Source organism: Mycolicibacter minnesotensis, from assembly GCF_010731755.1.
GTDB classification, from domain to species: Bacteria; Actinomycetota; Actinomycetes; order Mycobacteriales; family Mycobacteriaceae; genus Mycobacterium; species Mycobacterium minnesotense.
This window is the reverse complement of sequence record NZ_AP022589.1, coordinates 793724-812673: the sequence shown is the minus strand read 5'-3', so window position 1 is coordinate 812673 and position 18950 is coordinate 793724. Positions and strand designations below refer to the sequence as shown.

Here is an 18950-nt window from a genome sequence, read left to right as displayed (position 1 = left end):
GTCAACTAGTTGCTACCATCCACGGATCTGTACCGCTTGACGATGGAGAGCCGGTGATTCGCTCGACAGCCGTGCCGGGGCGTCGTCCCACAGACTCGTTGGTGAGTCGCAGCACCCTCATGCCGGTGGCCATCGTGATGGCCGTCGCCGCGGCGGTGCACGCAGCCTTCGCCATGAACTACGGCTGGCACCCCGACGAGTTCTACTACGTGATCTGCGGTCAGCACCCCGCCTGGGGATACTTCGACCATCCACCGCTGGTTCCGCTGATGGCCCGGGTGGCGTCCTTGGGCGGCTTGTGGGGGCTGCGGCTGTTGGCCATCGCCATCCACCTGGGCTGCATCCTGCTGGCGGCGTTGTTGGCGGCGGAGTTCGGCGGTCGGCGGACGGCTCAGGTGATCACTGCGGCCGCGGTGGCGGCCAGCCCGTTGTTCATGGGTGCCGCGACGTTCTTCGGGACTACCGTTGTCGACCAGCTGGTCTGGATCGCGGTGCTGCTGTTGGTGACGCGGGCGTTGCGGATCGGAACGGTGTTGGCCTGGTTGCCGGCCGGAGTGGTGGCCGGCATCGGGCTGGAGGCCAAACAGACCGTCGCGTTGCTGCTCATCGGCATCGGGGTCGGCCTGGCGATCTTCCGGCGCGACACGCTGCGCTCGCCGGGTCCGTGGCTGGCCGCCTCCATCGCCATTGCCATGGCAGTCCCCAACCTGATCTGGAATGCGGCACACGGCTGGCCGAATCTGGAATTCGCCCACGCCATGTCGGTGCGGATGGGCGGCCCGGCGGGATCATTGACCCAGCTACCGCTGCTGCTCCTGCTGTACGCCGGCCCGCTTCTGGTGCCGCTGTGGGTGATCGGGGCGCGTTGGCTGGTGGCCGACGAGGGCCGGGACGACCGTTGGATGCTGGTGGTACCGGCTGTGGTTTTGGTGCTGTGCGTCGTCACCGGTGGCCGCTGCTACTACGCCGGGCCGATACTCGCGGCGCTGTTCGCCGCCGGTGCGGTGCGGATCGAGGCCGCCAATCCCGACCGGCCGCCGCGAGGCTGGGCGCTGGCGCTGTTCGCACTGTTCGTCGGCGCGGTGGTGTTCTGTTTGCCGGTGCTGCCGCCGACCGCCGCAACGGCGTTACGGCAGGTGAATCCCATTCCGATGGAAACCTACGGTTGGCCCCAGTTCGTCGATGAGGTGGCCGCCGCTGCCGCTTCGCTGCCCCACGATGTGCCGATTTTCACCAGCAACTACGGCGAAGCCTCGGCGCTGCTGGTCCTCGGGCCGGCGGCCGGCATCAATCGGCCGGTGTTCAGCGGCGACAGCAGCTACGCGCAGTGGGGTCCGCCCAAGGGCAGCCCGGCCACGGTGCTGTGCGTCGGACGTTTCCCCGTCGCCAGGCTGACCCAGTATTGGGCCCACGTCACCTACCTGGACTCGATCCGTTTCCCCGTCGGGGTTCACAACGGGGAGAGCGCGGCGAAGATCTACCTGTGTGAGCAGCCGCGGGGCAGTTGGGCCGCCATGTGGCCGCGCATGCGCCACAGCTCCGGGGTCAGCTACTGAGGTGCCGGCGACGGTAGCCGGCGGATCACCTCGGCGAGCAGCGCACCCATCCGGGCCGCCGATTCGCGACCGGTGGCCAGCACCTCGGCGTGGCTGAGCGGTTCACCGGTGATTCCCGCCGCCAGGTTGGTCACCAGCGACACTCCCAGAACTTGGGCGCCGGCCGCCCGGGCGGCGATCGCCTCGTGGACGGTCGACATGCCCACGAGGTCAGCGCCCAGAGTGCGCAGCATCCGGATCTCGGCGGGGGTCTCGTACTGCGGGCCGGCCATTCCCGCGTACACGCCCTCGGCCAGCGACGGGTCGACGTGGTGCGCCAGCGCGCGCAGCGCGGGCGTGTAGGCGTCGACCATGTCGACGAAGTGCGCGCCCTGCAGCGGGGAGCGCCCGGTCATGTTCAGGTGGTCGCTGATCAACACCGGCTGACCGACCTGGTAGCTGGTCCGCAGTCCGCCGGCGGCGTTGGTCAGGATCACCGTGGTGGCCCCCGCGGCGACCGCGGTGCGCACGGGGCGCACCACGTCGGCGAGCTCGTGGCCCTCGTAGGCGTGGATGCGACCAGCCAGCACCAGCACCCGGTGCGTGCCGATCTGGACCGACACCAGCTCGCCGGTGTGGCCCGCGGCGGTCGGCGCGCTGAACCCCGGCAGCTCGGCCATCGGCACGGTCGCGGTCGCGGTACCCAGGGCTGCCACCGCGGGTGCCCATCCAGAACCGAGCACGACCGCAACATCATGGGTCTGCACGCCGGTGCGCTGGGCCACCACCGCCGCCGCTTGGGTTGCCAGCGGTACCGTCACAGGTCCTGAGTTTAGTCGCGTGTCGCGATGGGATACTGCCTGAATGTCTCCAGTCTCCGTGTCGCACGCTGTCGAGGCGTGGCTGGCCGGCCATGCCGATGAATTGGTGGCGTGGCGACGGCACCTGCACCGCCACCCGGAGTTGAGCCGCCAAGAGTTCGCCACCACTCAATTCATCGGTGAGCGTCTGGCCAGTGCCGGCCTCAATCCCAAAGTCCTGCCCAGCGGAACAGGCTTGACCTGCGATTTCGGGCCAGAAGACGGGCCGCGTCTGGCGCTACGGGCCGACATCGATGCCTTGCCGATGACCGAACAGACCGGGGCGCCCTACGCCTCACTGGTGCCGGGGGTGACCCACGCCTGCGGACACGACGCGCATACCGCGATTCTGCTGGGCACGGCGCTGGCACTGGCTTCGGCTCCGGAGTTGCCGGTCGGGGTGCGGCTGGTGTTCCAGGCCGCCGAGGAACTGATGCCTGGTGGAGCGATCGACGCGATCGCCGCGGGCGTGTTGACCGGAGTCAGCCGGATCTTTGCGCTGCACTGCGACCCGCGGCTGGAGGTCGGCCGGGTCGCCACTATCGCGGGACCCATCACGTCGGCGGCAGACACCATCGAGATCATGGTCACCGGCCCCGGCGGACACACGTCGCGACCTCACCTGACCGCGGACCTGGTCTACGGGCTGGGCACCTTGATCACTGGGCTGCCGGGAGTGCTGTCTCGGCGTATCGACCCGCGTAACAGCACCGTGATGGTGTGGGGCGCCGTCAATTCCGGAGCCGCGGCCAACGCCATACCGCAGTCGGGGCGCCTGGCCGGAACGGTGCGCACCGCGAGTCGGGACACCTGGGCGGCGATGGAGGACATTGTCGAGGAGGCGGTGTCCGCCCTGTTGGCGCCGTTGAACATCGAGCACACCCTGCACTACCACCGCGGGGTGCCGCCGGTGGTCAACGAGGTGGTCTCGACGCGGATGATGACCCACGCGATCGAGGCCATTGGGCCCGAGGCGCTGGCCGAGACTCAGCAGTCCGGTGGTGGCGAAGACTTCTCCTGGTACCTGGAGCAGGTACCCGGTGCCATGGGCCGACTCGGGGTGTGGCCGGGGGTCGGCCCGCAATTGGATCTGCACCAGCCGACGTTCGATCTCGACGAGCGGGCGCTGGCGGTCGGCGTGCGGGTGATGGCCGGTGTCGTCGAGCAGGCCGGTTTGCTCTAGCGGTCGCCTGACGACGACCCGGGGCCGATGTTTCGGGCCGGGCGGGTCTGCAGGTCGCGCACGTATTCCTCTGGTGCACCGGCGATCTGGGCGGCCTCGGCCACTACGCCGAGGTATCGGGCCGAGGGCAGTCCACGTTCCCAGGCGTCCACCACATACAGCCAGGCCAGCACGGGGCCGGGCTCGCTGTCGGCCGGGTCGGAGGTGATCCCGTCCACCCGGTCCACCCGGCAGCGGATCTTCTTGTGGATGCCGAACTCCGAGCCTTCCCAGCTGTCCATGTTCTTCTCGTCTTCGGGCGTCACGTCATAGAGAACGACGAACACGCTCGAGCCCGGGTCCTCGACCAAGGTCGCCAGGGCGCCCTCCCAGCCGATGTCCTCGCCGGCGAACGTCAGGCGCCAGCCGTGCAACCAGCCGGTGCCGGTCATCGGGGAATGCGGGGCCCGCTGAAGCATCTGTTCGGGATGCATGTTCGACCCGTAGGCGGCGTAGAGCGGCACGGCAGAAATCTTAAGTCGTCGCGCTGCAGATAGGTTAGTCGCTGTGACTTCTCCCTCGACGCGCATCGTGATTGTCGGCGGCGGCCCCGCGGGTTACGAGGCCGCCTTGGTCGCGGCCGCCAAGGGCCCCGAAGCCGTTTCGGTGACGGTGGTCGACGCGGACGGCATCGGCGGCGCCTGTGTGTTGTGGGACTGCGTGCCGTCAAAAACCTTCATCGCCTCGTCCGGGGTGCGTACCGAGCTGCGCCGTGCCCCCCACCTGGGTTTCGACATCCACTTCACCGACGCCGAGATCGAGCTGAGCCAGATCCACGAGCGGGTGAAATCACTGGCCTCGGCGCAGTCCCACGACATCCGCACGCAACTGATCAACTCCGGCGTCGCGGTCATCGCCGGTCGAGGCGAGCTGATCGACTCCGAGGCGGGCCTGGCCCATCATCGGATCAGGGTCACGGGGCATGACGGGGCGCAGCGGGTGCTCGACGCCGACGTGGTGTTGATCGCTACCGGTGCCAGCCCGCGCACCCTGCCCAGCGCCGAGCCGGACGGCGAACGCATCCTGACCTGGCGGCAGCTCTACGACCTGAACTCGTTGCCGGAGCACCTGGTGGTGGTGGGTTCCGGTGTCACCGGCGCGGAGTTCGCCAACGCCTACACCGAACTCGGCGTCAAGGTGACCGTTGTCGCCAGCCGCGATCGGGTGCTGCCGCACGAGGATCCCGACGCCGCCCGGGTGCTGGAGACCGTGTTCGCCGAGCGCGGCGTCACCCTGGTCAAGAACGCGCGAGCCAAGTCGGTCACCCGCCACCAGGACGGGGTGCTGATCACCATGGCCGACGGTCGCACCGTGTGGGGAAGCCACGCCCTGATGACGGTGGGTTCGGTGCCCAACACCGCCGGGCTGGGCCTGGAGCGGGTGGGGATCGAGCTGGGGCCGGGCAGCTATCTGCAAGTGGACCGGGTGTCGCGGACTTCGGTACCCGGGATCTACGCGGCCGGTGACTGCACGGGCCTGCTGCCGCTGGCGTCGGTGGCAGCCATGCAGGGCCGGATCGCGATGTATCACGCCCTGGGCGACGCGGTGGCTCCGATTCGACTGCGCACGGTGGCAGCAGCGGTGTTCACCCGCCCCGAGATCGCCGCGGTGGGCGTTCCGCAGTCCCAGATCGATGACGGCACCGTCCCGGCCCGCACCGTCATGCTGCCGTTGCAGACCAATGCCCGGGCCAAGATGAGCCGGATGCGTTACGGGTTTCTCAAGCTTTTCTGCAGGCCGGCGACCGGAACGGTGATCGGCGGGGTAGTGGTGGCCCCGATCGCTTCGGAGTTGATCCTGCCGATCGCACTGGCGGTGCAGAACCGGATCACCGTGGCTGACCTGGCGCAGACGCTGGCCGTGTATCCCTCCTTGTCCGGATCGCTCACCGAGGCGGCCCGTCGACTGATGACGCACGACGACCTGGACTGAGCCGCCCTACGTGAAGCGCGCGTCACACCCGGTCGGGCCTGAAAGCCACGTAGCCTGACACACGTGAGCACGCTGGGACCGGACCAACGAGCACGAGCCTGGGAACAACTGGGCAGTGAGCAGTTCGACGTAGTCGTGATCGGGGCAGGAGTGGTGGGCGCCGGTTGCGCTCTCGACGCCGCCACGCGCGGCCTCAAGGTGGCGCTGATCGAGGCGCGCGACTTCGCCGCCGGGACCTCGAGCCGTAGCTCGAAGATGTTCCACGGAGGCTTGCGCTACCTCGAGCAGCTGGAGTTCGGCCTGGTACGCGAGGCGCTGCACGAACGCGAGCTGTCGCTGACCACGCTGGCCCCGCACCTGGTCAAACCCCTGCCGTTCCTGTATCCACTGACCCGGCGGTGGTGGGAGCGGCCGTATGTGGCCAGCGGAATCTTCTTGTATGACCAACTGGGTGGGGCGAAGTCCGTTCCCGCGCAACGGCATCTGACTCGGGCCGGCGCGTTGCGGCTGTGTCCGGGACTCAAGCGCAGCGCTCTGATCGGTGGCATCCGTTACTACGACACCGTTGTGGACGACGCCCGTCACACCCTGACCGTCGCGCGCACCGCGGCGCACTACGGGGCGGTCATCCGTACCTCAAGCCAAGTCGTCGCGCTGCTGCGCGAAGGCGACCGGGTGACCGGGGTGCGGGTCCGCGATTCCGAAGACGGCGCGATCACCGAAGTTCACGGCCACGTGGTGGTCAATGCCACCGGGGTGTGGACCGATGAGATCCAGGCGCTCTCGCGCCAGCGCGGCCGGTTCCATGTCCGCGCGTCCAAGGGCGTCCACATCGTGGTGCCCCGGGACCGGATCGTGTCGGAAGCCGCGATCATCCTGCGAACCGAGAAGTCGGTGTTGTTCGTCATCCCTTGGGGCACGCACTGGATCATCGGCACCACCGACACCGACTGGAACCTGGATCTGGCGCACCCGGCGGCCACCAAGGCCGACATCGACTACATCCTGACCCACGTCAACACCGCGCTGGCGACCCCGCTGACGCACGCCGATATCGAGGGTGTGTACGCCGGATTGCGGCCGCTGTTGGCGGGGGAGAACGACGACACCTCCAAGCTGTCGCGGGAACATGCGGTGGCCGTACCCGCGCCGGGGCTGGTGGCCATCGCCGGCGGCAAATACACCACCTACCGGGTGATGGGCGCCGACGCGATCGACGCCGCCGCCGAGTACATCCCGACGCGAGTGGCGCCCTCGATCACCGAAAAAGTCCCCTTGGTGGGGGCCGACGGTTACTTCGCGTTGATCAACCAGGCCGAGCACGTGGGGGCCGAACAGGGCCTACACCCCTACCGGGTGCGGCACCTGCTGGACCGTTACGGCTCGCTGATCCACGACGTGTTGGCGTTGGCCGACGAGGCGCCGGATCTGCTGGATCCGATCGCCGAGGCGCCGACCTACCTGCGGGTCGAAGTCGCTTATGCTGCCTTCGCCGAGGGTGCCCTGCATCTCGAAGATGTGTTGGCCCGGCGGACCCGGATCTCCATCGAGTACGCCCACCGCGGGGTGAACTGCGCCCGCGAGGTCGCCGAGGTGATGGCTACGGTCCTCGGTTGGGACGAGGCCTACGTCGATCGCGAGGTGGCCAACTACCTCGCTCGGGTGGAGGCCGAGATCCTCTCGCAGGAACAGCCCGACGATCCGTCGGCCGACGCGCTGCGTGCCAGCGCCCCCGAAGCGCGGGCGGAAATACTCGAGCCGATTCCGCTGACCTGAGTGCTGCCCGATCCGGTGAAACCTGGGCGCTCCCCACTGTTCGGAGGCGCGTCTTCGACTGAGGCCCCTCGACTCGCCGATGTGCTCCGCAAGGAGACCGTCGGCGGCGCGCTGCTGCTGGTCGCCGCGACCGTCGCTGTCTTGTGGGCCAATTCGCCGTGGTCGCAGGCCTATTTCCGGCTGGGAGCCATCGCCGTCGGACCTGCTGCCTGGGGATTGAATCTGCCCCTGTCGTCCTGGGCCGCCGACGCACTGCTGGCGGTCTTCTTCTTCGTGGTCGGACTGGAGCTCAAGTACGAGGTGCTGGCCGGTGACCTGCGTGACCCGCGTCGCGCAGTGCTTCCCGTTGTCGCCGCCGTCGGCGGAATGGTGGCGCCCGCGGCGGTGTACGTCGCGGTCAACGTTCATACCGGGGACGGGGCGCTCCGGGGATGGGCCATTCCCACGGCCACCGATATCGCGTTCGCGCTGGCCGTTCTGGCCGTGATCTCCTCACACCTGCCCTCGGCGCTGCGCACTTTCCTGCTGACCCTGGCCGTGGTCGATGATCTCTTGGCGGTGACGGTGATCGCGGTGTTCTATACCGGCCACCTCGACCTCGTCGCACTCGGTCTCGCCGGTGTCCCGTTGGCGTTGTTCGCGGTGGCCGCACGCCGGCTCGGCCACTTCGCGGTTCTGCTCCCGCTGGCTGCGGCCACCTGGTATTTCGTCCACGAATCCGGTGTGCACGCCACCATCGCCGGGGTCTTGCTGGGCTTGACGGTCCCGGTGCGTGCGCCACGCAACGGCGGTTCGAGGCAGCGGCGCCGGCTGGAGGCCAAGGAACTCGAACACCTGATCCGCCCGCTGTCGGCGGGCGTGGCCGTCCCGGTGTTCGCGTTCTTCGCAGCCGGGGTGACCCTCGGCGGGCTGACCGGGTTGACCACGGCCCTACGTGATCCGATCGCTCTCGGTATCATCGCGGGCCTGGTCGTCGGCAAAGTCGTCGGCATCACGGGGGCGGCCGCGCTGACCGCAGCGCTGACCCGAGCCGAGCTCGACGCCTCCCTGAAGTGGATCGACGTGGTGGCGCTGGCTCTGCTCGGCGGCATCGGATTCACCATCGCACTGCTCATCGGCGACCTCGCCTTCGCCGATCCCACTCGCCAGGAACATGTCAAGGTGGGCGTGCTGATCGGCACCCTGATTGCGGCCTCGCTGGCGGCAATACTGTTGACCCTTCGCGATCGCAGCTACGCCCGTGACCTGCATGGCTCGGCGCGATGACTCGCCGACGCCCCGCACCCCTGCCGGTCCGCGATGGACTGGGGCCGGCTCGGCTTCGACTGCGGGGTGGCCCGGTTGCGGCCGAGCTGCGGGTCCGCTTCGGTGCTGCCGTTGCGGCGAAGGTGGCTGCCGGCGAGGTGGTGACTGCGACCGGGGCGGTCGTCGATGACACCACGTCGCTGCCGGCCGGGACCCCTGTCTTTATGTACCGGGACCTGCCCGACGAGGTCCCGGTGCCTTACGACATTCCCGTGCTGTATCGCGATGCGGACCTGGTGGTGGTCGACAAGCCGCATTTCCTGGCGACCATGCCACGAGGCAGTCACGTGGCTCAGACCGCACTGGTGCGGCTGCGGCGCGAGTTGGACCTGCCCGAACTCAGTCCGGCGCACCGCTTGGATCGACTGACCGCCGGAGTACTGCTGTTCACCACGCGCCGAGAGCTGCGCGGGGCCTATCAGACCCTGTTCGCCCGGGGTTTGGTGCGCAAGCAGTACCTGGCACGGTCCTCGGCGCAGCCCACCGGTGATTTTCCCCGGCTGATACGCAGCCGGATCGTCAAACGGCGCGGCTGCCTGCAGGCGTGTGAAGAGGCGGGCGAGCCGAACGCCGAGACGCTGGTGGAGTCCCTCGGCGAGGGCCGGTACCGGCTGATCCCGCGCACCGGGCGCACCCATCAGTTGCGGGTGCACCTGGCTGCCCTCGGCTTGCCGATCGACGGCGACCCGCTCTATCCGCAGGTCCTCGACGTCGTCCCCGACGACTTCTCCCGGCCGCTGCAGCTGCTGGCTCACCTGCTGGAGTTCGACGATCCGTTTTCCGGCCGGCTACGCAGTTTCGCCAGCGCCCGCGATCTCGACACCGACGGGCAGCCGCCGGCGCGGGTTTCGGCGTCGTCCGTCCGGGGTACAGGAAACCACGACCCAGAGCAGAGGGGAGTCTGATACTCATGCAGGCACACGGCAAGATGACGATCGCGGTGATCGGCAGCGCAATGGCGCTGATGGCCGCCGGCTGCAGCGGCACCAAAGAAGAGGCGCCGAGCACCACAAGCACCACCACGACAACGACAAGCACCACCACGACCGAGGTCGCCCCCGAGCCGGTGCCCGGTGAGCCCGGTCCCGGTGAGCCGGGTGAACCCGGTGGCCCGACCGGTGGCGGTGGCCCCGGTGGGGGTGGCGGGGCGATTCCCGGTGGCCCGACCGGTAGCGGTGGCCCCGGCGGCGGCAGTGGCAGCATTCCCGGCGGGCCCACCGGTTGGGGCGGTCCCGGCGGCGGTGGAGGCTGCGTTCCCGGGGTCGGCTGCGGCGGGTGGCCGTGAGCCTCGCGCGACGGTGACGGGATTCGGTTCAGCGCTGGCAGGTTGAGCACCAGAACCGGATCCGGTCGCCGGCGCGGTCGTCGCTGATCGCGGTACCGCACCGCCGGCACGGCAGGCCGGCCCGGCCGTACACCCACAGCTGACGGCCGGGCCTGGTGTCGCCGGTGGTGCAGCGATTCCCGCGCAAGCGATTGGCCCACAGCATCTCCCGCGCCCGCGACACCAGTCGAGAAGGATCGCTGAGGTCGACGACGGGACTGCCCGGTAGCCGGCCCATGACGAAGCACAGTTCATTGCAGTAGACGTTGCCGATCCCGGCCATCACCGTCTGGTCCAACAGGGCTGAGGCCAAGGGGCGCTGCGGATCGGTGGTCAGGCGGGCCGCTGCCGCCTCGGGATCCCAGTCTTCGCCGAGAAGGTCGGGTCCCAGGTGCGCCACCGGCACGCTGTCGAGTCGACGATCCAGCACCTCCAACGTGCCGAGGTCGACGCCGGTAGCACGAATCTGACTGGCCTCCAAGATGATACGTGCCCGATGATCGACCGGACGGCGGCCGATGCGCCAGCTGCCCTCCATCTTCAGATGCGAGTGGATGCTGGTGGGCCCGACGCGAATGAACAGATGTTTGCCCCGACTGATCGCCTCGTCCACCCGCTGTCCGGTCAGATCGACCTCGGCGTAGCGGGGTACCCGGATGTCACAACGAGTTAGCGTCTTGCCTGTGAGCGCCGTGGTGAGCGCCGCCGCGGTGCGAAAGACGGTGTCGCCCTCGGGCATCAGCGCATCCGCAATCCGCGTGGCGTACGGGAGAACCCAGCCTGCATCAGCGCGTCGAGGGTAGGCGAATCGCGAACCTCCAAAACCGTTGTACCGTCGACCCGTTCGATGAGAATTCCGTCGACCCTTCGGTCGCTGATCAGCTGTGCCAGTGCTGCTGCGGCGGCGGCCTGTGCTTCAGTGGCGGCGGCGAAGTTCAGCAGCGACCGTCCACCGCGCTCGACGAACCATGTCAGCTCGCCATCGACCAGGACCACCAGCGCGCCCGCCTTGCGTCCCGGCCGCGCCGTCCCGGGGTGTGCCGGCCAACTCAATGCCGCCCCGTACGGGTTGGCCGGGTCGGCCGCTGCCAAGGCCACGGCGTGGTATTCGGGCCGGGCCGGGTCGATGCCGTCGAGGTATCCCCGCAACCGGTCCACGGTGGAGGCCTGTGCGAACTGCGCGGCCCCCAGCGATTCGATGAAGTAGCCGCGCTGGCAGCGCCCGGCCTCCTCGAAAGCCGTCAGCACTTTGTAGGCGGTCGCGAAACCGCCCGGCGGCGCTTCGGCGGCGACCGCGCCTCGGGTGAGCACCCCGTAACGGTGCAGGAGTAGTTCGGCGGTGTGGTGCGCCCGCAACGTGGATTCGGCTTCTGGCGCCGGTAGGACTGACCAGCGACCGGCCACGGCCGGGTCCGCGGCGCGGGTCGCGGCGTGGGCGACGCTGTAGCGACTGAGCCGGGGCGGGCGTCGGGCACGGTGTGCCGGGGCGGCGCGCCGGGTTCCGGCCAGGACCGCCCGCATCGGGGCGAACGTGTCACCGGTAACCCAGCCCGCCCAGATCAGCTCCCACAGTGCGGTTTTGAACTCCACCTCGTTCGCGTTGCCGCACAGCTGACGGAAGAAGAAGGCTCCGCCGCCGCCGAGCGCGTCCAGGATGGCCCGGTGGGTCTCGCCCAATTCGATGGGGGAGACGGGGGCCAGCGTCAGTGCCGCCGAATCAGCGGTATGAAATCTGATCCAGCCGTCGCTTGCCGGCGCACTTCCGGCGGGAGCTCCGGCGCCCGACCAGAGCACCTCCCCGGAGGCCAGCAGTTCGTCGAGCATGGCCGGTGAGTAGTCGCGGACCCGCGGACCGAAGATCAACGGTTCGACCGCGGATGCGGGCAGTGCCACGCCAGCCAGCTGCTCGATCACTCCGGCCAACCCGTCGATTCCACCGGTGGCGGCGCCCGAGGTACCGATCTGCTGCCAGGCCGGCAGGAACCTCCCGTAGGCGGCCGGCGACACCGGCTCGATAGCCGCGCGCAGTGCGGCCAGGGAACGGCGCCGCAGGATCCGCAACACCTCGGTGTCGCACCACTGTTCGCCGGGAGAGTCCGGAAAGTCGGCGAACTCACCGCGCATCACCCGCCTGTCGGCGGCCAGCCGGCCCAGCGCATCGGCCGCCACCCGCACACCCAGCCCGAATCTCTGCGCCGTCTGTCCGGTGGTGAACGGCCCCCGGGTACGGGCGAAGCGGCCCAGCAGGTCACCCAACGGGTCGGCCACCGGCTCGGTGAAACCCGTGGGAACTCCGGGCGGTACCGCCACCCCGAGCCCGTCGCGCAGCCGACCGATGTCCTCGACGGCGACCCACCAGCGTTGCCCGCCGAACGCCACCACCAACACCCGCCTGGCGGACAACAGGTGCTCCAACCAGCCGCCCACGTCCGCTCCCGCGGCCCGCGCGCTGATCTCCTCGGTGGTCAGCGGGCCCAGCAGCCGCAGCAGGTCGGCGATCGCCTCGGCGTCGCGGGCGGCCTTCTCGGGGGTGAGGTGCTGCAGTTGCGAGGTCAGGCCGGAGATCACCTCGGGGTCGAGCAGCTCGCGCAGCTCGACCCGGCCCAGCAACTGGGCCAACAGGCTGGGATCCAGTGACAGTGCCGCGGCGCGCCGCTCGGCCAGCGGGCTGTCGCCCTCGTACATGAATGCCCCGACGTAGCCGAACAACAGTGACGCCGCGAACGGCGACGGGGTGACTGTCTCGACTTGGGTCACGCGCACCCGGCGCTGGGCGATCTGTGCCATCAGCCTGGTCAACGCGGGGACGTCGTAGACGTCCTGTAGGCACTCCCGCACGGTCTCCAGCACGATCGGGAAGGCCGGATATTTGCGTGCGACATCAAGTAACTGGGCGGCGCGCTGGCGTTGCTGCCACAACGGTGTCCGGCGGCCGGGGTGTCGACGCGGCAGCAGCAGCGCCCGGGCCGCGCACTCGCGGAATCGGCTGGCGAACAGTGCCGAGCCACCGACCTCTGCGGTGACGAGCGGCTCGATTTCGTCGGCGTCGAACACGAACAGGTCCGCGCCAGGCGGACCGGCATCGCCGTCGGGGATCATGTCGGGCAACCGCACCACGATGCCGTCGTCGGAGGCCGTCGGCTTCTCGTCGATGCCGTAGCGGTCACGCAGCCGGCGCCCCACGGCCAGGGCCAGTGGCCCATGCACCCGCAGGCCGTAGGGGGAGTGCAGCACCACCCGCCAATCCCCGAGCTCGTCGCGGAACCGTTCCACCATCAGGGTGGTGTCGGTGGGCACCGTGGTGGTGGCGGCACGCTGGTCGTCGAGCAGTCGCCGCAGGTTGTCGATGGCAAAATCATCGAAACCCAGACTTGCGCAACGTCTGTCGAACGCCTCAGGGGCCAGACCGGCTAACTCTCCGGTGAATGCGCCGAGCGCTGCACCCAGCTCGGCTGGTCGCCCCACCCCGTCGCCGTGCCAGAACGGCAGTCGGCCCGGCTGGCCTGGTGCCGGGGCGACCAGCACCCGGTCGTGGGTGATCTCGGTGATTCGCCAGCTGCTGGCTCCCAGGGAGATCACGTCGCCGGGACGTGACTCGTAGACCATTTCCTCATCGAGTTCGCCTACCCGAGAGGGTTTGTCCGCGCCCGCCAGATAGACCGCGAATAGGCCCCGGTCGGGGATCGCTCCACCGGAGGTGACAGCCAGCCGTTGCGCACCCGGCCGAGCGGTCAGAATCCCGTTGTCGCGGTCGTAGACCAGCCGTGGCCGCAGCTCCGCGAATTCTGTCGAGGGGTATTTCCCGGAGAGCAGATCGAGCGTCGCCTCGAAGACGCCGCGGGTCAGGGTCGCGAACGGGGCGCTGCGACGCACCGTGTCAAACCAGGCCTCGGCGTTCAGCGGCTCCAGGGCGGCGGCGGCCACCGTGTGCTGGGCCAAGATGTCGAGGGGGTTGGCCGGTACGGCCAGGGTCTCGATCGCACCGGCCAGCATCCGCTGCACGGTGACGCCACATCCGATCAGATCGGTACGGTGCTTGGGAATCAGCACGCCCGAGGAGATCTCGCCGACCTGGTGGCCGGCGCGGCCGACGCGCTGCAGGCCGCTGGCCACCGAGGGGGGTGCTTCGATCTGGATGACCAGATCGACCGCGCCCATGTCGATGCCCAGTTCCAGGCTCGACGTGGCCACTACCGCCCGCAACCGCCCGCTTTTGAGGTCCTCCTCGACGTCGGCTCGGGTCTGCAGTGACACCGAGCCGTGGTGCGCCCGGGCCAGCGGTACCGCGGCGCCCTCGATGTCGGCGCAGCGTTCCGCATGAATCTCGTTGAGCCGCCCGGTCAGGCGCTCGGCGAGCCGCCGGGAATTGGCGAACACAATCGACGATCGATGGGCTTCGATCAGGTCGACCACGCGTTCTTCCACCTCCGGCCAGACCGACCCTTCAGCCGGATTGGCCATGTCGGGGACGGGGACCTGGACCGTCAGCTCGAATGTCTTGGCTGTCGGGGGAGCCACGATCGTGGTGGGGGACTGCCCGGACAGGTATCGGGCGACCTCCTCGGCGGGATGCACGGTGGCGCTGAGGCCGATCCGCTGGGCGGGGTGGGGCAGGATGGCGTCGAGGCGTTCCAACGACAGGGCCAGGTGGGTTCCGCGTTTGGTTCCGGCCACGGCGTGCACCTCGTCGACGATCACGGTTCCCACCCCGGTCAGGGTCTCCCGGGCTGCCGAAGTGAGCATCAGAAACAGCGACTCGGGAGTGGTGATCAGGATGTCGGGCGGTTTGGCGACCAGCTCGCGGCGGCGCGCCGGTGATGTGTCACCCGAACGCACCCCGACGGTGATGTCGGGGGCGGGCAGGTCGCGCTGTGCGGCCATGCGGGCGATGCCGGTCAACGGGGTGCTCAGGTTGCGCTCGACGTCGACGGCCAGTGCTTTCAGCGGTGAGACGTACAGGACCCGGGTTCCGTTGCCCCGTGCTTTACGGGGCTGGGAGCTGAGCTGGTCCAAAGCCCACAGGAATGCGGCCAGCGTCTTTCCCGAGCCGGTCGGTGCGATGACGAGGGTGTTGTGGCCGTCGGCGATCGCCGACCAGGCCTGTTCCTGTGCCGGTGTCGGCGCGCTGAAAGTGCCGGTGAACCAGTCCCGGGTCAACGCCGAGAAACGGGCCATCGGGTCGGCGTGCTCCGAGCTCATCTAGCCATGGTGCCAATTTCGCCGCCGGCGTGGGGGCGGTGGCCGCCGGCTGCGGGTTTGGCGGCCTGCTTCCCGGGGGAATTGAGGGTCATGGTGAATCACGGCGTGCGCACAATGGGGCCGATCTTCTCCGACGCGGGGCCGGGCGCCGCAGTGCCGGCCGTCCTGGAGAAACCGGCTCGTGATTGGACGTGGATCAACTGGACATTGTCGCTGCTGACAGCTCCGGCAGCAGTGCTGACGATGACGTTCGCGCTGGCCCGGGCCTCGGGTGCCAGCGCATGCGCAAGGTCGTCTTGCCTGGGCCCCGGAATGGGCGGGACGTCGTTCGGCCTGCTGTTCCACGCTGCGCCGGTGATCGCCGCGCTGACGTTTCTTCTGGCCTTCTTCTTCGCCACACACCGTCTCGGATTCCTGGTGTGGATCGGTGGCTGGATATTGCTCGCAGCCGATCTGCTGTTGATCGTGTTCGTGGTGTTGTGACCCGGTCAGTTGGCGATGGCCCACTGCGTCTGCGGCGGCCGCGGAGCCATGTAGCCGACCCCGCGAACGGTATCGACCATCGACTCGTACTCGCTGCCGAGTTTGGCGCGTAACCGCTGCACGTGGACGTCGACCTTGCGTCGGTTGCCTTTACCGGCCCAGAGCTCCTGAAGCAGCCGTGTCCGGCTGCACGCCTGGCCTGCATGGCGCACCAGGTGGTGAAGAAGCTTGAACTCGGTGAGGGTCAGATCAAGATCTCGATCCGACAGCGACGCGGTGAAGCTGTCAGGGCGAATCACCAGAGCGCCGAACTGCACTGTGTTGGGATCGAATTCGCGCCGGCGTGCCAGGGCCAACTCCAGTCTGGCATTCGCCTCGGCTGGGCCGGCGGTTGCGACAAGGACGTCATCGACATGCCAGCCGAGGCCGACCGCGGCAAATTCTTCGGCGGCCACGACGGCCAGCACGACGGCCGAGGGAGCCCAGGCGCCGAGCCTGCGGCAACTCTCGCGCGCAGTGGACTCGTCGCAGGTGCCATCCACCAGAACAGCCTCGGCTACCTGGCAGTCGGCGCGCGTATTGATGGCCAACGTACCGCGGGCGATCGAATGTCTGAATGCGCGCAGACCAGACAGCGATCTGGCGAACTCGCCGCTGTCGGTCAGTAACAGGATCTCCATCGCCTGGCTCCAAACCGTGGATACGTTTCCCTCTCAACACTTTTAGTACCCGATGTGCTCCGGATGTAACCGGGTGCACGGTAGCGACAGGCCCGCGGGCTACTGGTGAGACTGCTCGCGCGCCTCGGCCGCCTTGGCGGCCGCCCGGGCCGATTCGGCCTCGGCCTGATGCTTGGCGGCGTCGCGCTCCGCCTCGCCCTCGTCGGACATCGGTCCTCCCTTCGTGGATGTGACAGACCCGTGAGGTCGAGAGCCGTCACAACGGCAAGGCTTCCCGGACCGTCGAGCGCCCAAACGTTGATCCCGGCGTCGAATCGCCTTGACGCAGACTTCATCAGCGCGGACGGTGGAACATGTGGAACCGCGGAGGCGGTCGGGCGTCACTCCCGATGGCGACCGGCTGGGGCAGGAAGACGAAGAGGTGCGAGCGGCTGTCCGCTTCACCGGTACCACCGCCGTCGCGGCATTGGTGTTCGTCGTAGTGGCGGTGTTGTGGGTGAGCTCCTGCGACCCGCTGTCGGCCACGGTGGCGTGCGGGAGGCCGTACCGGGCCGTGCTGGCCGTCGGGGGTCCGGCGATCTTGGCCGGTGGCGGACTGTGGGCGTTCTCGCGCACCTATCGGGTATGGCGCGGGCGGGGCACCTGGTGGGGCTGGCAGGGCGCCGGATGGTTCTTGTTGACGTTGATGCTGGTCGTCGTGTTGGTGACTGCGGTACCGATCATGGGCATGGGGTGACTTCGCGGTGAGGCCCTGCGAATATCCGCCAAACCGGCGCCGGGCCGACATATCGGCATACGATGGGTCGTAGGTTCCAAAATTGCCGTCGCGTGCGGAAGGAGGTGGGGTGCCGTGGGTGACACGTTTCATGACCCGAGCGACCACGTTCGGACGACGTTGCCGCACGCAGGCCGCGCCATGATCGATGTCCTGGGGTGGCCGGGCTATTCCCTGTTGGTGGTAGGCATGGTGGCCGGGATCGGCTGCCTCGCCGCGTTCGGGACCGGTCATGACCGCCAGGGGCTGGAAGTCGCGGTCGTTGGGGTGCTCGCTGCCGCAGTCGGCACGGTATGGCTGCTGCTTGAGCATCGCCGGATCGGCAGGGTGGACTATCAGTGGCAGCAGGCGCACGCTGATGCGCGGCAGAAATCTTCGACGAACTAACCCGAGGGGTCACGCCGGCCCGGCCGGACTTCCGGCCGGGCCGTGCTGTGACTCAGGTACCAATCCGGTGATTGAGTTCACCGGTGAGTGGGTACAGACGTGCCATGACTGATCTCGAGGCAGCCGGCGTGCCATGGTGACGTCGTCGGCTGAGGGCGGAATGCGTCAGGATGCCTGGATCCGAGGGTGGTGGGCAGTCGAGTGACGCGCAGCAGTAGTCTCGGTCCGATTTCGCCGGGAGGCTTCATGACCGATATTGACAGTGATCGGGCGCAGCGCGCCTGCAGCGAACGGGCCGTCGAACTGCGGGTGACGCCCAGACTGGAAAGCCTCGCGGTGATCCGCATGCTGGTGGGTGCTGTGGCCACGTATGAGGATCTGGATGTCGACACCGTCGCGGACCTGCGGCTGGCGATCGACGAACTGTGCACACAGCTGATTCGCGCCGCCGCACCGGGCGCGATGCTGACGGTCGTCATCGATCCGCACGACGACCACGTGACGATCCAGGCGTCGGCAGCCGGTACCGCGGCTGGTGTGCTGGTTCCGGGCAGCTTCAGCTGGCACGTGCTCACTGCGCTGGTCGATGACGTGCAGGCGTTCCGTGAGGGGCAGGAAACCGACAGTCCGGGTGAGGTATTCGGTGTCACGTTGACAACCCGCCGGGCGGACTCCGGGCGGTGAGCCCGCGCGCCGCGCGCAGCGGCTCACAGTCCGGATCGGAGTACGCCGACGTCGGCGATATGTTTCGTGAGCTCGCCGAGTACGACATCGATTCGGCCGACTTCCGAAACCGCAAGGACAAGATCGTGGAGCGGTGTCTCCCGCTGGCCGACCACATCGCGCGCCGGTTCGAGGGGCGCGGAGAGCAGCGTGACGATCTGGTCCAGGTGGCGCGCGTGGGCCTGGTCAACGCCGTCACACGTTTTGACGTCGAAACCGGCTCCGACTTCGTCTCATTCGCGGTCCCGACGATCATGGGCGAGGTCCGCCGCCACTTCCGCGACAACAGCTGGTCGGTCAAGGTGCCCCGACGGCTCAAAGAGCTGCACCTGCGCCTGGGTGTCGCTACCGCTGAACTCTCGCAGCGCCTGGGGCGGGCGCCCACCGCCTCCGAGCTCGCCACTGAACTCGAGTTGAGCCGAGACGAGGTGGTCGAAGGGCTCGTAGCGGGGAGTTCCTACAACACGCTGTCGATCGACGGCGGCGGCGGAGGCTCGGATGAAGACGACGCCCGCTCGATTGCTGACACACTCGGCGATGTCGACGCCCGGATGGACCGGATCGAGGACCGCGAGGCGTTGCGGCCGCTGCTGGAGGCACTGCCGGAGCGTGAACGCACGGTGCTGGTATTGCGGTTTTTCGAGTCGATGACTCAGACGCAGATCGCCGACCGGGTCGGAATCTCACAGATGCACGTGTCCCGACTGCTGGCCAGATCTCTAGGCAAGCTTCGCGATCAGTTGCAGTAG

At 68.6% G+C, this 18950-nt stretch carries 17 protein-coding genes; 12 read left to right on the top strand and 5 right to left on the bottom strand.

Annotation, left to right across the window (positions count from 1 at the left end):
* Positions 1-101: 101 nt before the first annotated feature.
* Complete coding sequence (locus G6N09_RS04025; RefSeq protein ID WP_234806936.1) at positions 102-1556, top strand: glycosyltransferase family 39 protein; 1455 nt, start codon at positions 102-104, stop codon at positions 1554-1556.
* On the opposite strand, the gene G6N09_RS04020 is transcribed toward G6N09_RS04025, so the two are convergent.
* Complete coding sequence (locus tag G6N09_RS04020; protein ID WP_083023671.1) at positions 1550-2356, bottom strand: purine-nucleoside phosphorylase; 807 nt, start codon at positions 2354-2356, stop codon at positions 1550-1552. The two genes, G6N09_RS04025 and G6N09_RS04020, sit on opposite strands and share 7 nt — an antisense overlap.
* 43 nt (positions 2357-2399) lie before the next feature.
* On the opposite strand from G6N09_RS04020, the gene G6N09_RS04015 reads away from it, so the two are divergent.
* Positions 2400-3578, top strand: coding sequence for a M20 family metallopeptidase (locus G6N09_RS04015; RefSeq protein ID WP_083023674.1), 1179 nt, complete (start codon positions 2400-2402; stop codon positions 3576-3578).
* Here the strand turns inward: G6N09_RS04015 and G6N09_RS04010 are convergent.
* The gene (locus G6N09_RS04010; RefSeq protein WP_083023677.1) at positions 3575-4081 is read right to left on the bottom strand and encodes a gamma-glutamylcyclotransferase family protein; all 507 of its coding nucleotides are present in this window, start codon (positions 4079-4081) and stop codon (positions 3575-3577) included. The genes G6N09_RS04015 and G6N09_RS04010 overlap by 4 nt on opposite strands.
* 43 nt (positions 4082-4124) lie before the next feature.
* Between G6N09_RS04010 and G6N09_RS04005 the strand changes: the two genes are divergently transcribed.
* From G6N09_RS04005 to G6N09_RS03985, 5 genes are all read left to right on the top strand, one after another.
* Complete coding sequence (locus G6N09_RS04005; protein WP_083023679.1) at positions 4125-5549, top strand: NAD(P)H-quinone dehydrogenase; 1425 nt, start codon at positions 4125-4127, stop codon at positions 5547-5549.
* A gap of 63 nt (positions 5550-5612) precedes the next feature.
* A complete protein-coding gene (locus G6N09_RS04000) occupies positions 5613-7325 on the top strand; it encodes a glycerol-3-phosphate dehydrogenase/oxidase (protein WP_083023681.1) in 1713 nt (570 codons plus the stop codon).
* Positions 7326-8591 carry a Na+/H+ antiporter NhaA gene (gene nhaA, locus G6N09_RS03995; protein WP_407662639.1) on the top strand — a complete coding sequence of 422 codons (1266 nt, stop codon included), beginning with the start codon at positions 7326-7328 and terminating at the stop codon, positions 8589-8591.
* Positions 8588-9535, top strand: a complete 948-nt coding sequence (locus G6N09_RS03990) for a pseudouridine synthase (RefSeq protein WP_083023683.1) — start codon at positions 8588-8590, stop codon at positions 9533-9535. The genes nhaA and G6N09_RS03990 overlap by 4 nt, the downstream gene beginning before the upstream one ends.
* Before the next feature lie 5 nt (positions 9536-9540).
* Entirely contained in the window at positions 9541-9915 is a 375-nt protein-coding gene (locus G6N09_RS03985; RefSeq protein ID WP_163752652.1) for a hypothetical protein, read from the top strand.
* Between the two features lie 28 nt (positions 9916-9943).
* On the opposite strand, the gene nei2 is transcribed toward G6N09_RS03985, so the two are convergent.
* Positions 9944-10693, bottom strand: a complete 750-nt coding sequence (gene nei2 / locus G6N09_RS03980) for an endonuclease VIII Nei2 (RefSeq protein WP_083023686.1) — start codon at positions 10691-10693, stop codon at positions 9944-9946.
* Complete coding sequence (locus G6N09_RS03975; RefSeq protein WP_083023688.1) at positions 10693-15153, bottom strand: ATP-dependent helicase; 4461 nt, start codon at positions 15151-15153, stop codon at positions 10693-10695. Before G6N09_RS03975 ends, nei2 begins: the two co-directional genes overlap by 1 nt.
* A gap of 114 nt (positions 15154-15267) precedes the next feature.
* On the opposite strand from G6N09_RS03975, the gene G6N09_RS03970 reads away from it, so the two are divergent.
* Positions 15268-15636: a hypothetical protein gene (locus tag G6N09_RS03970; protein WP_234806943.1), complete on the top strand. Its 369-nt coding sequence runs from the start codon at positions 15268-15270 to the stop codon at positions 15634-15636.
* Positions 15637-15641: 5 nt separating this feature from the next.
* On the opposite strand, the gene G6N09_RS03965 is transcribed toward G6N09_RS03970, so the two are convergent.
* On the bottom strand, positions 15642-16316 hold the full coding sequence (locus G6N09_RS03965) for a winged helix-turn-helix domain-containing protein (RefSeq protein WP_083023693.1): 675 nt from the start codon (positions 16314-16316) through the stop codon (positions 15642-15644).
* Positions 16317-16671: 355 nt separating this feature from the next.
* On the opposite strand from G6N09_RS03965, the gene G6N09_RS03955 reads away from it, so the two are divergent.
* The 4 genes from G6N09_RS03955 (at position 16672) to G6N09_RS03940 (ending at position 18950) form a co-directional block, all read left to right on the top strand.
* A complete protein-coding gene (locus G6N09_RS03955) occupies positions 16672-17052 on the top strand; it encodes a hypothetical protein (RefSeq protein WP_083023961.1) in 381 nt (126 codons plus the stop codon).
* Positions 17053-17166: 114 nt separating this feature from the next.
* Complete coding sequence (gene usfY, locus G6N09_RS03950) at positions 17167-17478, top strand: protein UsfY (RefSeq protein ID WP_083023695.1); 312 nt, start codon at positions 17167-17169, stop codon at positions 17476-17478.
* A 246-nt stretch (positions 17479-17724) separates the two neighbouring features.
* Positions 17725-18162, top strand: a complete 438-nt coding sequence (locus tag G6N09_RS03945) for an ATP-binding protein (RefSeq protein ID WP_083023697.1) — start codon at positions 17725-17727, stop codon at positions 18160-18162.
* Positions 18159-18950: a SigB/SigF/SigG family RNA polymerase sigma factor gene (locus tag G6N09_RS03940; RefSeq protein WP_083023699.1), complete on the top strand. Its 792-nt coding sequence runs from the start codon at positions 18159-18161 to the stop codon at positions 18948-18950. Before G6N09_RS03945 ends, G6N09_RS03940 begins: the two co-directional genes overlap by 4 nt.

Coding starts and splice junctions, on each gene's coding strand:
- G6N09_RS04015 (WP_083023674.1), top strand. CDS start 2,400: ATGTCTCCAGTCTCCGTGTCGCACGCTGTCGAGGCGTGGCTGGCCGGC.
- G6N09_RS03990 (WP_083023683.1), top strand. CDS start 8,588: ATGACTCGCCGACGCCCCGCACCCCTGCCGGTCCGCGATGGACTGGGG.
- G6N09_RS03985 (WP_163752652.1), top strand. CDS start 9,541: ATGCAGGCACACGGCAAGATGACGATCGCGGTGATCGGCAGCGCAATG.
- nei2 (WP_083023686.1), bottom strand. CDS start 10,693: ATGCCCGAGGGCGACACCGTCTTTCGCACCGCGGCGGCGCTCACCACG.
- G6N09_RS03975 (WP_083023688.1), bottom strand. CDS start 15,153: ATGAGCTCGGAGCACGCCGACCCGATGGCCCGTTTCTCGGCGTTGACC.
- G6N09_RS03970 (WP_234806943.1), top strand. CDS start 15,268: ATGGGGCCGATCTTCTCCGACGCGGGGCCGGGCGCCGCAGTGCCGGCC.
- G6N09_RS03965 (WP_083023693.1), bottom strand. CDS start 16,316: ATGGAGATCCTGTTACTGACCGACAGCGGCGAGTTCGCCAGATCGCTG.
- G6N09_RS03945 (WP_083023697.1), top strand. CDS start 17,725: ATGACCGATATTGACAGTGATCGGGCGCAGCGCGCCTGCAGCGAACGG.